The sequence below is a fragment of the Achromobacter sp. NPDC058515 genome, assembly GCF_042721735.1.
Taxonomy (GTDB): Bacteria; Pseudomonadota; Gammaproteobacteria; order Burkholderiales; family Burkholderiaceae_B; genus Achromobacter.
In genome coordinates this window covers 486,679-499,184 of sequence record NZ_JBHXNI010000003.1, presented here as the reverse complement: position 1 = coordinate 499,184, position 12,506 = coordinate 486,679, and the positions used below count along the sequence as shown (strand labels likewise).

The 12,506-nt window shown below is 67.0% G+C and carries 14 protein-coding genes; 9 read left to right on the top strand and 5 right to left on the bottom strand.

Annotated elements, in window-relative coordinates; translation table 11 throughout:
• Nucleotides 1-56: 56 nt before the first annotated feature.
• Nucleotides 57-1,085, top strand: a complete 1,029-nt coding sequence (locus ACFWP0_RS08205) for a cyclase family protein (RefSeq protein ID WP_377841065.1) — start codon at nucleotides 57-59, stop codon at nucleotides 1,083-1,085.
• A gap of 18 nt (nucleotides 1,086-1,103) precedes the next feature.
• Here the strand turns inward: ACFWP0_RS08205 and ACFWP0_RS08200 are convergent, their stop codons facing one another.
• Nucleotides 1,104-1,712, bottom strand: coding sequence for a glutathione S-transferase family protein (locus ACFWP0_RS08200; RefSeq protein WP_377841064.1), 609 nt, complete (start codon nucleotides 1,710-1,712; stop codon nucleotides 1,104-1,106).
• A gap of 116 nt (nucleotides 1,713-1,828) precedes the next feature.
• Between ACFWP0_RS08200 and ACFWP0_RS08195 the strand changes: the two genes are divergently transcribed.
• On the top strand, nucleotides 1,829-2,803 hold the full coding sequence (locus ACFWP0_RS08195) for a helix-turn-helix transcriptional regulator (protein WP_377841062.1): 975 nt from the start codon (nucleotides 1,829-1,831) through the stop codon (nucleotides 2,801-2,803).
• A 5-nt stretch (nucleotides 2,804-2,808) separates the two neighbouring features.
• Here ACFWP0_RS08195 and ACFWP0_RS08190 read toward each other — a convergent pair whose 3' ends face one another.
• Complete coding sequence (locus ACFWP0_RS08190; protein ID WP_377841061.1) at nucleotides 2,809-3,177, bottom strand: hypothetical protein; 369 nt, start codon at nucleotides 3,175-3,177, stop codon at nucleotides 2,809-2,811.
• Nucleotides 3,178-3,383: 206 nt separating this feature from the next.
• On the opposite strand from ACFWP0_RS08190, the gene gvpU reads away from it, so the two are divergent.
• The 5 genes from gvpU to ACFWP0_RS08165 all read left to right on the top strand — a co-directional run bounded on the left by gvpU (nucleotide 3,384) and on the right by ACFWP0_RS08165 (nucleotide 8,637).
• Nucleotides 3,384-3,830: a gas vesicle accessory protein GvpU gene (gene gvpU, locus ACFWP0_RS08185; RefSeq protein ID WP_377841060.1), complete on the top strand. Its 447-nt coding sequence runs from the start codon at nucleotides 3,384-3,386 to the stop codon at nucleotides 3,828-3,830.
• A gap of 137 nt (nucleotides 3,831-3,967) precedes the next feature.
• Nucleotides 3,968-6,796 (top strand): ATP-binding protein, encoded by a 2,829-nt coding sequence (locus ACFWP0_RS08180; protein WP_377841059.1) that lies wholly within the window; start codon nucleotides 3,968-3,970, stop codon nucleotides 6,794-6,796.
• A 61-nt stretch (nucleotides 6,797-6,857) separates the two neighbouring features.
• Entirely contained in the window at nucleotides 6,858-7,148 is a 291-nt protein-coding gene (locus tag ACFWP0_RS08175) for an Hpt domain-containing protein (RefSeq protein WP_377841058.1), read from the top strand.
• Nucleotides 7,149-7,203: 55 nt separating this feature from the next.
• The gene (locus ACFWP0_RS08170) at nucleotides 7,204-7,854 is read left to right on the top strand and encodes a response regulator (RefSeq protein WP_377841057.1); all 651 of its coding nucleotides are present in this window, start codon (nucleotides 7,204-7,206) and stop codon (nucleotides 7,852-7,854) included.
• Nucleotides 7,855-7,941: 87 nt separating this feature from the next.
• A complete protein-coding gene (locus ACFWP0_RS08165; RefSeq protein WP_377841056.1) occupies nucleotides 7,942-8,637 on the top strand; it encodes a pentapeptide repeat-containing protein in 696 nt (231 codons plus the stop codon).
• An 11-nt stretch (nucleotides 8,638-8,648) separates the two neighbouring features.
• On the opposite strand, the gene ACFWP0_RS08160 is transcribed toward ACFWP0_RS08165, so the two are convergent.
• The 3 genes from ACFWP0_RS08160 to ACFWP0_RS08150 all read right to left on the bottom strand — a co-directional run bounded on the left by ACFWP0_RS08160 (nucleotide 8,649) and on the right by ACFWP0_RS08150 (nucleotide 10,781).
• The gene (locus tag ACFWP0_RS08160; protein WP_377841054.1) at nucleotides 8,649-9,626 is read right to left on the bottom strand and encodes a GNAT family N-acetyltransferase; all 978 of its coding nucleotides are present in this window, start codon (nucleotides 9,624-9,626) and stop codon (nucleotides 8,649-8,651) included.
• Nucleotides 9,627-9,717: 91 nt separating this feature from the next.
• Nucleotides 9,718-10,374 (bottom strand): DNA-3-methyladenine glycosylase I, encoded by a 657-nt coding sequence (locus tag ACFWP0_RS08155; protein WP_377841052.1) that lies wholly within the window; start codon nucleotides 10,372-10,374, stop codon nucleotides 9,718-9,720.
• Nucleotides 10,374-10,781 (bottom strand): lysozyme inhibitor LprI family protein, encoded by a 408-nt coding sequence (locus ACFWP0_RS08150; RefSeq protein ID WP_377841051.1) that lies wholly within the window; start codon nucleotides 10,779-10,781, stop codon nucleotides 10,374-10,376. Before ACFWP0_RS08150 ends, ACFWP0_RS08155 begins: the two co-directional genes overlap by 1 nt.
• Nucleotides 10,782-10,889: 108 nt before the next feature.
• Between ACFWP0_RS08150 and ACFWP0_RS08145 the strand changes: the two genes are divergently transcribed.
• A complete protein-coding gene (locus ACFWP0_RS08145) occupies nucleotides 10,890-11,708 on the top strand; it encodes a metallophosphoesterase (RefSeq protein WP_377841049.1) in 819 nt (272 codons plus the stop codon).
• Nucleotides 11,709-11,780: 72 nt separating this feature from the next.
• Nucleotides 11,781-12,470, top strand: coding sequence for a hypothetical protein (locus tag ACFWP0_RS08140; protein WP_377841048.1), 690 nt, complete (start codon nucleotides 11,781-11,783; stop codon nucleotides 12,468-12,470).
• Nucleotides 12,471-12,506: the final 36 nt, after the last annotated feature.

Genomic DNA, 12,506 nt, shown 5'->3' with positions numbered 1-12,506 from the left:
TGCTCCGTAAGCTGGCATCCATCGGCAATCGATGCCATTCCTACAGGAACACCGTCATGACTTTCCGCATTTCCCGTCGCCTGCTCGGCCTGATTCTGATGAGCGCGGGCAGCCTGGCCGCGCACGCCCACGGCGGGCCGCAGCGCCCCGCCGCCATGGCCGACCATGCGCCCGCGCAGCAGGTCGGCGTCAGCCCGTGGGGGCCGGACGACGAGATCGGGCGCCTCAACCTCATCACGCCGCAATCCCGCGCCGCGGTCCTGTCGCGCCTGAAGGGCGACAAGGTGTACGACCTGGCCACCGACTACTACGTCGGCATGCCGAGCTGGCAGGACGCCGGCGACCCGAAGTATCAGTTCTGGATGACGCACACGCCGCGCGGCACGGAGATCGACGATCCGATGGGCGTCGGCCGGGACATGAACACCGCCCGCAGCTACACCGGCACCGCGTTCTCCATGTATAGCCACACGGGCACGCACATCGACGCGCTGAACCACTTCGGCATCCACGGCAAGATCTGGAACGGCTTTGCCGCCGACGAGCACCTGGGCGACCGGGGCTGGAAGCGCGGCGGCATCGAGAAGTTCCCGCCGCTGATCGCGCGCGGCGTGATGATCGACGTGGCGGCGGCAAAAGGCGTGGAGGAGCTGCCGGACCAATACCGCATCACCCGCCAGGACCTCAAGGCGGCGCTCGCCCGCCAGAAGACCACCCTGCATAGCGGCGACATCGTGCTGATCCGCACCGGTCGCATGAAGCACTACGGCGATCCCAAGGCCTACATGGCCAATCCGCCGGGCATGGGCCTGGACGCCGCGCGCTATCTGGTCGAAGAAGGCGGCGCGATGATCGTGGGCGCCGACAACCTCAGCTTCGAGACGTTCCCGTCGGAGGTCGCCGACGACTACGTGCCGCTGCACACCTACCTGCTGGCCCAGCAGGGCGTGCCCATCATCGAGCTGATCGCGCTGGACGAGCTGTCGCGCGACAAGGTCTATGAATTCGCCTTCATCGGCGGTCCGCTGAAGATCCGCGGCGGCGACGCGGCGCCCTTGCGCCCCGTCGCGATTCCGCTGCGCTGAACGCCGGCCCCCCGGGGCCTAGATGTCGCCCTGCATCGCGGGCCTGGCCTGCACCCGGCTCAGCCAGGCCTGCACATGCGGGTGCGCGGCCACCGGCGCGCCCAGGAAGGCGGTGTAGCCGATCACCGAGCCCACCACCAGGTCGGCCAGCGAGTAGGCCGGTCCCAGCACCCATGCGCGCGCGGCAAGATGGCCGTCCAGCACGGCGAGCAAGGCGCTGAGATCGTCGATGGCCGCCTGTGCCTGGGCGGCGTCCCGACGCGATTCATCCCCGTGCGCGGCCACGTGCAAACGCGATATCACCGCGCCATAGGTGACGTAAGCCCACGCGCACCAGGACATCGCCGACAGGCGCTCGGGCGCATCGGCGGCGGGCCACAGCCCGCGCTCCACGCCGTAGCGCTCGCCCAGCCAGAGCTGGATGGCCAGCGTTTCGAACATGGGCGCGCCGTCCACCGTCAGTGTCGGGACCTTGCCGTTCGGGTTCAGCGCCAGGAATTCGGGGCGGCGCTGTTCGCCCGTCCTGATGTCCACCTTGACGCGTTCGTGGGGCACACCCAGTTCAGCCAGGGCGCTGGCCACCGGCGAGGCGCTGGACATGGGGTGCCAATACAGGACGATAGACATGGGCGAATCTCCAATTCGTTAGGGGGGAAGGCCGCGGCGCATGCCGCTGACAACGGGGTCCACTGTAGAATCCATTGCGGACAGATTCCGCCCTCGATTCGCACTATCGTGCCGCCATGCTCACCTCCAGCAACCGCCTCCTGCGCCTGCTTTCGCTGCTGCAGACCCGCCGCCATTGGGCCGGCCCCGAGCTGGCCGCGGCGCTTGCGATCCACCCCCGCACGCTGCGCCGCGACATCGACCGCCTGCGCGAGCTGGGCTACCCGGTACACGCCAGCAGCGGCGTGGCGGGCGGCTACGCCTTCCGCGCCGGGCAGGCCCTGCCGCCGCTGCTGCTGGACGACGACGAGGCCCTGGCCGTCGCGATCACCTTGCGCACGGCCGCCACCGGCACGGTGGGCGGCATCGAGGAAACCGCGCTGCGCGCGCTGGTGAAGCTGGAGCAGGTCATGCCCTCGCGGCTGCGCGGCCGGGTCGACGCGCTGCGTTCGTCCATCGTGCCGATGGAGCGCGCCGGCCCCAGGGTGGACGCGGCCGTGCTCGCCACCCTGGCGGCCGCCTGCCGCGACCAGTTGCGCATCGGCTTCGACTACTCCGACGGCCGCGGCCAGGCCAGCACCCGGCAGGTCGAGCCACAGGGACTGGCGCACACGGGGCATCGCTGGTATCTGGTGGCCTGGGACCCGGCGCGCGACGATTGGCGCACCTTCCGCATCGACCGCATCGCGGGCGCGCCCAGCGTGGGCGGCCATTTCGCGCCGCGCCCCTCGCCGGAAGGCGGGGACCTGCGCGCCTACGTATCGCGCTCGGTGAGCGCGCCGCCCTATTCCGAGCTGGCCCGGGTCATCCTGCACGCGCCGCGCGCAGCCATGGCGGCGCGCATACCCGCGTCAGCCGGCGAGCTTGAGGCGCTGGACGCCGAACGCTGCCTGCTGCGTTGCGCCAACCATGCGCTGGATTCGCTGGTGTACTGGTTGATGGCGCTGGATGTGGAGTTCGACGTACTGGCGCCCGCCGAGCTGAAGGACCGCCTGCGACTCGCGCAAGACCGCCTGGCGCGCAGCCTGGCGCGCTCGGCAGGCGGCCTGTAGCCGCCTCAGAGCATTTCCTGGGCGTTCTCGGCCTTGGCGAGCTGCTGCATGACGAGCGAGACCTGCTCGGCGATTTCCAGGCGTTCGGCCGCCGACATGGCGTCGTACTCCTGCTTGGAGATGCCCAGGCTGGCCAGCGCGGCATAGAACATCTTGTCCTCCAGCGACATCGAGGCATAGTCCATGAATTCCTGTTCGGCCTGGGAAGGCGCCGCCTGGGAAGCGCCCGAGACGCCACCCGCCATGGCCGAACGGCCGCGCTCGGTCGCGCTGGCGAAGGCGGCGCGAAAATCGCCGTCGGCCGAGCCGGAACGGGAGGCCGCGGCGGATGGCTTGGAACCGGCCGCAATGCCCAAGGAATTGACGATGCTCATGGAGTGCTCCAAAAGAATACGGTGCGCCGCGGGCTCCCCGCCCGTTGCGGGACTGCCCCTCAGGCTGGCAAGTTACCGCGCATGCGGGCGGCGGGAAGATCCGGTCAGATACCCGAATCGGCCTTTTATCCCCCTATTGCGGCTGTGTATTTTTCACGCCGTTCGAGTATCTTGTGGCTCTTGCGAACCTTCCAGAGATCCCTTCCATGACCATAGCCCCCACCCTCGGCCAGACCGCCGGCGGCGCCCCCGAGGCAGACGCCTTCCTGCAGTTCCTGGTCAACCTGGTGAACAACGGCAGCCAGATCGAGAGCATCGGCGTCACGCTGCAAATGGGCGGCATGCTGGTGTCGGGGTCCATCATTTCCGGCGCCGAGTACTTCGACAGCTTCGCCGTCAATTTCACGAGCTCGCTGGACTCGCTGGATGCGGACACCCGCAAGACGGTGCGCGCGTCGCTCGCGGAACTGGGCGACGTCTTCCGCCTGCCCCAGCCGGCCGACCCGCTGCCAAACTACATCCACCTTGCGGATGCCCTGTTCTTCACGGCGGACGGCACGCCCATCGCCGGCCAGCCCACGCTGTGGCGCGGACGCACCAGCGCCGTCGACGGCTTCATCCTGGGCCGGCTGCAATCGGAAGCGGCCGGCTAGGCGCGGCCGGCTAGGCGTGGCCGGCTAGGCGCGGCCAACCAGGCGCGGCCGCGCCACGATTTTCTCGCACAGCGCCGCCGGCGCTTTTGAGATTCTTCTTATTCTCTGACCGGGCGCGCGTTCCTACCATGCATCAAATGCTGGTAGACGACCGTGACGCCCTCTCGCTCGACCCCCAGGCCGCACCGCGCACGGCCTCCCTGCTTCTGCATTTTCTTGCAGCGGCCCTGCTCGCGTGCATCGCGGCGGGCGCCACCCTCTATCTGTACTGGGCCTTCAGCAACGTCGTGTCCACCTACCGCCGCCAGATGAACGCGGCGGCCTACGAGGCGCAGCTCTTCTTCGACCGGCGCGAAGCCTTGCTCCGGTCCATCTCCGCATCGGCGGTGCTCAACGCCAGGAGAATCTCCTTTGCGGACGCTCCTTCCTACCTCGATGCCTCCCGGCAGGTCGAAGTCCTGCCGCTGCAGGAAGAGCCCGCCGCGTTCGACTGGGCGCTCATCCTCACCCACCGCGACCTCTACGACATCGCCCAGGCGAAATCCGGCCTCGTCTACAGCTCGATGCGCCACGCCAGAACCGTGCGCATCGCGGCGGACGGCGAGCCCGCCCCGCCGGCCATCGCCGCGCACACGCAGCAGTGGCTGGCCAGCACGCTGGCCAAAATCAAAACCCAGAACCAGGCGGACGGGCAGGCGCCTATCGTATGGCTGCACGCCCCCAGGGACGACTCCGCGCGTCAGCTCTTCCTCTATACGCCGCTGGACCTCGCCAACCCGCAGGCCGGCTGGCTCGGGCTGGAAGTCGCCGGCGTGGACGCCGCCGTGGATCTCTCGCGCGAGACAGGCGGCAGCTATGTCCTGCTCGATGAAAAGGGCCGGACCATGCTGCATGGCCCAGGGGCGAACATCGCGGACGGCGTGTTCGGCCACGCCATCGCGAAGGACTCCTTCGGCCTGTACGGCAACGGCCGGCTGCCCGACCGCCTGGCGCTCAGCAAGTCCGTTGGCGAAAACGGCTGGCGGCTCGTCTACTACACGCCGCTCCGGCGGGTGCTGCAAGAGAACGCATTTGCGCTGCAAGCGGCAGCCATCGTCTCGCTGCTGCTGTTTGCCATCGTCATCCTGCTGGTGCGCCACATCCGCCGCCGCCTTGTCCTGCCCGCGCGGCGCCAGTACGAAGCCCTGGCGGACACCGAGGCCCTGAACCGCAAGCTGATCGAAGCGGCGCCCGTGGGCCTTTGCCTGCTGCGGCGCTCGGACGGCGCGGTCGTGCTGTCCAACGACATGGCGCGGCGCTGGTTCCGTGGCTCGCCGATCTGGCGGGAAGATATCCTCTCCTGCATGGGCGAGCAGGCCGGACGGGAACACGAGCTGCGGGATGGCCGCAGCGCCTACCTGACCTTCGCGCCCATGACCTACCGCGGCGAGGCCGTAGTGCTTTGCGGCATCAGCGATATCTCCGCGCTCAAGCGCGTCGAACACTCGCTGCTTCAGGCCAAGCGCGACGCGGAAGCCTCCAGCCACGCCAAGACGGTGTTCCTCACCACGATGAGCCACGAGATCCGCACGCCCCTCTACGGCATCCTGGGAACGCTCGAGCTGTTTTCATTGACGCCCGTCAGCAGCCAGCAGGCCCAGTACCTGGAAACCATCCAGCAGTCCTCCGCGACGCTCTTGCGCACCATCAACGACACGCTGGACCTGTCCCGCATCGAGGCTGGCCACGCCATGCTGGAGTACGCCCCGTTCTCGCCGGCCAAACTCCTGAACGACGTGGTCGCAAGCTTTGCCGCCCGCGCGCACGTCAAGGGCCTGCGCAGCTACGCGGTGGCCGCCCCCGACACGCCCGATGCCGTGGTCGGCGACGCCACCCGCATCCGGCAGATCCTGGACAACCTGGTCAGCAACGCCATCAAGTTCACGGATTCCGGACAGATCGTGCTGCGCCTGAAACTGGCCGGCATCGGCCCCGACGGCGCCGGCCTGAGCTTCCAGGTCGCGGACACGGGCCTGGGCATCGCGCCGGAACACCAGGCGCGCCTCTTCGAGCCCTACTACCAGGTGGACGGCGACAGCCGGGTGCATACGCCCGGCACCGGCCTGGGGCTGTCCATCTGCCGGCGCCTGTCCGACCTGATGAACGGCAAGCTCAACGCCGTCAGCGAGCCGGGCTTGGGCACCAGCATCACGTTCGACATCCGCCTGCCGCTTGCGCCGGACACGCCCGAGGCCGATCCGCTCAGGCTGGACAGCATGACCGTATACGTGCTGGGCGCCGTCCCCGAGGTCGTGGCCAACCTGCGCGGCTGGCTGCGCCGCTGGGGGGCCATGGCGCCGCCCTATCCGTCGAACGGCGCGCCTCCCGCCGAACCCGCGGTCCTGCTGCAGGCCTGGCCGCCCGCCCCGGAACCCGCCAACTGGAGCGGGCCCCGGGTCATCGTCCACCCTCCGGGGCTGCGGCCGCGCGCCGACGACGCCCCCCGCCGCTGGTTCGCCAGCGCCTATAGCCTCGCCGGCATCGGACATGCGGTGCAACAGGCGCAGGGCAGCGCGGCGCTGGCAGCGCCTTACGGCCCCCATGCGCAGCCAGACCCGCTGGCGCTGCGCATCCTGGTCGCCGAAGACAACCCCATCAGCCAGGTGATCCTGCGCGAGCAGCTCGAACACCTGGGCTGCTCGGTGGCCTTGGCGGCCAATGGCCAGGAGGCCCTGGCCCTGCCCGACCTGATGAGCTTCGACGCCGTGCTGACCGACCTCAACATGCCGCGGGTCGACGGCTATGAACTGGCCCGCAGATTGCGGGAGCGCGGCTATGAAAAGCCCATCCTCGGAATCACCGCCAACGCCTTTCCCGAAGAACTGCGGCGCGGGACGAGCGCGGGCATGAACACCCTGCTGGTCAAGCCCTTGCCCCTGCCCCTCCTGCGGCAAACCTTGCAGGCAGTGAAGGAACCCCGGAACTGAACATGCCTGGCGACTGCAAGATGCTCGTTGCGGACGGCCGCGCCCTTCAGCGCGCGGCGCAGTGAAGCCCATCGAACCCCTGCTCCCGGCCAGGTATCGGACCCTGTTCCTGGACACCATGAACAGCGACCTGGCCAGGCTGGAAAGCGCGATCGCAAGCCACGACTTGCGGCTCGCCCTGCAGATACTGCACCGCATGAGCGGCGCGCTGCTGCTGATGAGAATGGCGGCGCTGTCGGCAAGCGTCCACGCCATCGAGGAAAAACTGATCCGCGGCGGCCCGAGCGCAAGGGCCTTTCAGGACGCGTCCGGCCTGGTTCGTGAACTCCGCAATCTCCTGGTTCAAGTCTGACGCTTGATGCAAAATCCACCCGATAACCCCAAGGTCCATCTGACAGCGCTATCGAATGGAAAGACTCAGAATTGTCCTCGCCGACGACCACCCGCTGGTCCTGATGGGCATGCGCGACCTGCTCGAGAAGGAACTGAGCTTCCACGTCATCGCCGCGCTGGCCAGCCCTACCGCGCTGGTCGACCACCTGGCCCGCGAGCTGCCGCATGTGGTCATCACCGACTACTCCATGCCCGGCGACGAAAGCTATGGCGACGGGATGCGCCTCGTCAAGTATCTGACCCGGCACTTCCCGCCCGCGCGGGTCGTCGTGCTGACCATGGTGTCGAACCCGATGATCATCTCCGCGCTCTACGACGCGGGCGTCGCCGCCGTGGTGTTCAAGCGCGACAACCTGGCTGAAATTGTCACCGCGCTGCACACGCTGCAGGCGGGGCGGAAATACTATCCCCCGGGGTTTCAGCGCGACGACACGGTGGATTCCCGCAGCAAATTCATCGGCGAGCGCATCAACAGCCTGTCGCCCAAGGAATTCGAAGTGCTGCGCCATTTCATACGCGGCGAATCCATGATGCAGGTGGCGGAAACGCTCAAGCGCAGCGTCAAGACCGTCAGCGGCCAGAAGATCTCGGCCATGCGCAAGCTGAACGTGCAGACCGACCAGGAACTGGTGGCCTTCTGCGTGGAAAGCGAGATGTTCCTGTAGCCGGCCTGCGCGGGATGGGGCCGCTTGCTATCCTTGGGGCCTGCGCGGCTCTCCGCCGCACCGGCTGAATCAACAGAGACGAATGGCATGACGCAAGCAACCATCGAGCCCCTGGCGGGCCAGCAGGTGGATAGAAAGGCCATGCAGGCCTTGATCGAACAGGCCGCTGGCAACGCGCTGTCGTTCCAGGACTGCGACTTCCAGGACGCGGATTTTTCCCGCCTGGACCTGCGCGGCTTCCAGTTCACCGCTTGCGCAATCGCCGGCGCCTCCTTTCAGGGCGCCACACTGGCCGACACCCGGTGGCTGCGCTGCCGCGGCGGGCAAGCCAGCTTCGCCTCGGCTGACGCGAGCGACGCCGCGTTCCAGAACTGCGACCTCAACAACGCCAACTGGCGCCGCGCCAGGCTGGCCTCGGCCCGGTTCCAGGGCTGCAAGCTGACGGGCTCGGATTTCGACGGCATGGCATGCCTGGGCTGGTCCCTGGAAGAATGCCTGCTCGTCGGCGCCCTGCTGCGCGGCGTGTCGTTCCGGAAGTCGGACATCCTTCAGCTGGACTTCTCGGACGCCGACCTGGCCGGCAGCGATTTCCGCGACACTGTCTTCCACGGCGGCAGCCTGCGCAATGCCAACCTGAAGAACGTCCGCTTCGAAGGCGCCGACCTGCGCGAGGTCGACCTGAGCGGCATAGACCTGACCGCCGCGGCGCGCCTGGCGGGCGCCACCATCTCCCAGACCCAGGCGGCAGCGCTGCTGGCCGAGCTGCGCATCAGCGTGATCTGAAGCGCGACCGGTCAGGCCCCGCGGCGGCGGCTGAACCGCTGCTCGACCACCACGCTGCCCCACTGCCTGCCTTCCGACGAGTGGGTCAGCGTAAAGCCCGCGGCTTCATACAGGTGCCTGGCGGCGTCCAGGCCCTTGAAGGTCCACAGATAGGTTTCGTCGTAGTGCGTGTCCGCAAAGGCCATGGCCCGCGCCAGCAAGGCCCGGCCCACGCCCATGCCGCGCAGCGACTCGTCGACGATGAACCAGCGCAAATGCGCCTGGCGGGCGGCCAGGTCTCCGTCGATGACGATGGAGGCCAGCGTCCTGCCGTTGTCCACGTACAGCCACATGTTCTTGCCCGCCTCGGGCAAGCCTTCCGCGAATCCGGACAGCTCCGTCGCCACCTTGCGTTCGAAATACACCCCAAAGCCCGAGGCTTGCGCGTAGTAGCGCGCATGCAGGCTGGCGACGTCGCCGATGCAGCCGGGCAGATAGCCCTGATGGATCTGGTCCTCGATCCCGCCGGCCGCATTCGCGGCGGCCACGTTGGGGTTTTCGCTGGACAGCGCGTCGGCGTACAAGGACAGAAAGCGGATCAGCGATTCCTGATCGGCCGGCGACAGGCGCCGCAGCGCGTGCGACACCTGGTCCGTGGCGAACTGGTCGATCCGCGCGCGCAGCTTGTTGCCGGCGTCGGTCAGGTAGAGCCTGGACGAACGCGCGTCGTCGCTCGCGGCCTCGCGCGCCAGCAGCCCGGCCGATTCCAGCTTGGCCACCTGCCGGCTCGTATTGGACTTGTCCAGCCTGAGGATCGCCGCCAGGTCGCGCGCCTGGATGCCCGGCTGCAGGCCGATCTCGATGATGGCGTGGACCGCCGAGGGCGCCAGGTCGCTGCCGGCCAGCGACGCGCGCATGAAGCCCAGTTCGCGAACCAGCTTGCGGGAAAACTCCCGCAGGTCCTGGATGGTCTTTTCTCGGGACTGCGAGGGAAAGTCGATGAGATCCATGGCGCTCGCCTGAAGTTGCGGTGCGCAACCAATATACTTGCGAACCGCAACTAACTCAAGCACCTACAAAGGCTGGATCAAGAAAGCCCCGCTATCCGGGCCGCCTGAAGCGCGCCCGCGCGGCTTCGATGTCCTGGCGGCAAACGCAGCCGCTCATGTGATCGTTGACCATGCCCACGGCCTGCATGAATGCGTAGATGGTCGTCGGCCCCACAAAGGTCCAGCCGCGCCGCTTCAAGGCGCGCGAGAGTTCGACCGACGCCGTCGACGTCGGATTGCTGTCCCAGTAGTCCCGGTCCACCGTGCCGGGGCGCTCGTGCGCGGGCGGCTCATGCTTCCACAGCCAGCCGGACAGCGAGCCCGTTTCCTCGGCCAGCGCCTGCGCGCGGCGGGCGTTGTTGATCGCCGACAGGATTTTGCTGCGGTTGCGCACGATGCCGGCATTCGCCATCAGGCGGTCTACGTCCTGGTCGGTGTAGCGCGCCACCCGCTCGAAATCGAAATCATCGAAGGCTGCGCGAAACGCCTCGCGCTTGCGCAGGATGGTGATCCACGCCATGCCGGCCTGGAAGCCCTCCAGGCAGATCTTTTCGTAAAGCCGGCGGTCGTCGGCCACCGGCCTCCCCCATTCGTGGTCGTGATAGTCGGGCATGGACGGCTGCCAGAAGCAGCGCGGCACGCCCCGGTCATCGAGGATCAGGCCCGGGTCCGGCTCGGCCATGGCCGCGCCTGCTTGCTGGGCGGCCATCACGGCTTGGCCGGCACGGGGCAGCTCGTATCGCCTTCCTCGCACTTCAGGTAGGCGCGCAGCTCCTTGGTGCGCGCCTGCGTCAGCTTGTCCAGGCACATGCTCAGCACCATGGGATAGGCGCTGCCGCCGGTGGTGCCGCCGGACGAAAAAGCGCATTCCGCATCGCGGAAAAACAGCCAGGCCTTCTGGGCCGCCTGCAACTGGGTCGCGCCGTTCTTGTCGTCCTTCAGGCGCGTCATCAGGTCCTTGTAGGCGGCGTTCAGGTCGGCGTCCGACTTGCGGTAGGCCTGGTCGGCGCACAGATTCATGTCGGTCTGCGTGGACGCCTTGTCGCACTTGAGCACCTGCGCCTGGGCGCCGGACGCCATGAAGAGCGCGGCGGCCGCGGCGATTGCTATACGCATGAAATTTCCTCCTGGTTGCGGGGTGGGTCGGTCCTTGTGGAAAGTGTCGCACGGATGGGGCCTGCCTCGCAGCGGCAGCCCCGGCCGGCGTCGCCTAAGATAGCGGCCATGAAGATCCAACTGCTTTCCGACCTGCACCTAGAGTCCGACCCCACTTTCCTCGCGCAGCCCGCGCCCGGCGCCGACCTGCTCGTGCTGGCGGGAGACATCGGCTCGTACCGCCGGGGCTCGCGGCTGAACGGAACGGATTTCGGGCTGGGAAGCTATTCGCCGCGCAACGGCTGGCCCACGCCCGTGGTGTACGTGCCGGGCAACCACGAATACGACAACCTGGATTTCGACGACACGCACGACCGCCTGCGCGAACTGTGCCACTCGCTGGACATCCGATGGCTGGAACGGGAAACCTGCGTGATCGACGGCGTGCGGCTCGTGGGCACCACGCTGTGGACGGATTTCGACGCGCTGGCCGCCGCCGGCGACACCATCGGCGATGTCCTGAAAAAGCGCGCCAAGGCGTTCCGCGCGGCGGACTTCTATCTGGAAAAGGCCGAGATGCGCCGGCACGGCGCGCCCTTCATGGCGGAGCAGATGCGCGAACAGGGCCTGGCCTGCCAGCAATGGCTGGACGCCGCCCTGCGCGCGCCCTTCGATGGCCCGACCATCGCGATCACCCACTTTGCGCCCACGCTTGCCAGCGCCGACCCGCGCTACGGCGTCACCGCCGGCACGGCGGGCTTCTGCAACGCGCTCGACGGCCTGCTGCCGCTGGCCGACTACTGGCTGCACGGCCACCTGCACTGCGCGCAAGACTACGTGAAGGACGGCTGCCGCATCATCGCCAACCCCCTGGGCTATGCCAAGAAGGGGGAACAGCAGAACTTCGCGCCCGACAGGATCTGGGACGTGGCGGCGCCCGCCAGGTGATCCCGGCGGGCCGGCGTCCGCCTGGAACTTGAGGCTGGCATTTCCGAGGATCTATAGGCATGGATTCTTGCAATGATGCTACAAACGCTCGATCGCAGCCTGTCGAAACTGGGTATGAAGCTCCCGAGAAAATGGAAAGGTTCGAAGACTCATTCGCCCCTCGCTGGCACAATGCAGCCTTCGAAATTGGCGAGAGAGTTGAACATGGAAACGGAAATTTCCAATGCCTTTCAGGCATTCGGTGCGGTAGCCACGAGTCTAGCTTTTTTAATCGGACTTCTGGTCTACCGATCCGATTCCACTTTCAAGCGAAATGATCTTCTGGCGCGACAAGCGATCCTGTCGCTTGAGCGCGCATGGGATATCTTTACCGACAGGGGCAAAGCCAGTCGTCCGAAAGCGGATCGAGTTATCTGGCTCACCACCGCCCGACATCTTGAACGCTTCGTGTGCCTCCGTAGTCTCATGCATTGCCCTGACGCACATAAAATCGTCCTAGATGAACACGAGGAATACTGGCGCTACCGCTTCTACGACTTTCTGCATCCCATTTGCCTCGAAAATGGTTTCTATGACCAGATAGAAGCCGGAAGAAAAATCGAGCCACGCTCAGCTTTTGTAATTGTCAAGTTTTCCGGCTGGAGCGGCGTTCAGGATCCTATAGACCGAGTGATGTTCGCAGAAGAGGATCTGGATGACTTGAAGAAACATCCCGTTTTGTCGGAGTACTTGCGGTCTTACCTGAGGGGCCTTAAACAATGATGACCACGCACGATTCACGCCCTGAAAGATCGATGA

Coding starts and splice junctions, on each gene's coding strand:
- ACFWP0_RS08205 (WP_377841065.1), top strand. CDS start 57: ATGACTTTCCGCATTTCCCGTCGCCTGCTCGGCCTGATTCTGATGAGC.
- ACFWP0_RS08200 (WP_377841064.1), bottom strand. CDS start 1,712: ATGTCTATCGTCCTGTATTGGCACCCCATGTCCAGCGCCTCGCCGGTG.
- ACFWP0_RS08195 (WP_377841062.1), top strand. CDS start 1,829: ATGCTCACCTCCAGCAACCGCCTCCTGCGCCTGCTTTCGCTGCTGCAG.
- ACFWP0_RS08190 (WP_377841061.1), bottom strand. CDS start 3,177: ATGAGCATCGTCAATTCCTTGGGCATTGCGGCCGGTTCCAAGCCATCC.
- gvpU (WP_377841060.1), top strand. CDS start 3,384: ATGACCATAGCCCCCACCCTCGGCCAGACCGCCGGCGGCGCCCCCGAG.
- ACFWP0_RS08180 (WP_377841059.1), top strand. CDS start 3,968: ATGCTGGTAGACGACCGTGACGCCCTCTCGCTCGACCCCCAGGCCGCA.
- ACFWP0_RS08170 (WP_377841057.1), top strand. CDS start 7,204: ATGGAAAGACTCAGAATTGTCCTCGCCGACGACCACCCGCTGGTCCTG.
- ACFWP0_RS08165 (WP_377841056.1), top strand. CDS start 7,942: ATGACGCAAGCAACCATCGAGCCCCTGGCGGGCCAGCAGGTGGATAGA.
- ACFWP0_RS08160 (WP_377841054.1), bottom strand. CDS start 9,626: ATGGATCTCATCGACTTTCCCTCGCAGTCCCGAGAAAAGACCATCCAG.
- ACFWP0_RS08155 (WP_377841052.1), bottom strand. CDS start 10,374: ATGGCCGCCCAGCAAGCAGGCGCGGCCATGGCCGAGCCGGACCCGGGC.
- ACFWP0_RS08150 (WP_377841051.1), bottom strand. CDS start 10,781: ATGCGTATAGCAATCGCCGCGGCCGCCGCGCTCTTCATGGCGTCCGGC.
- ACFWP0_RS08145 (WP_377841049.1), top strand. CDS start 10,890: ATGAAGATCCAACTGCTTTCCGACCTGCACCTAGAGTCCGACCCCACT.
- ACFWP0_RS08140 (WP_377841048.1), top strand. CDS start 11,781: ATGATGCTACAAACGCTCGATCGCAGCCTGTCGAAACTGGGTATGAAG.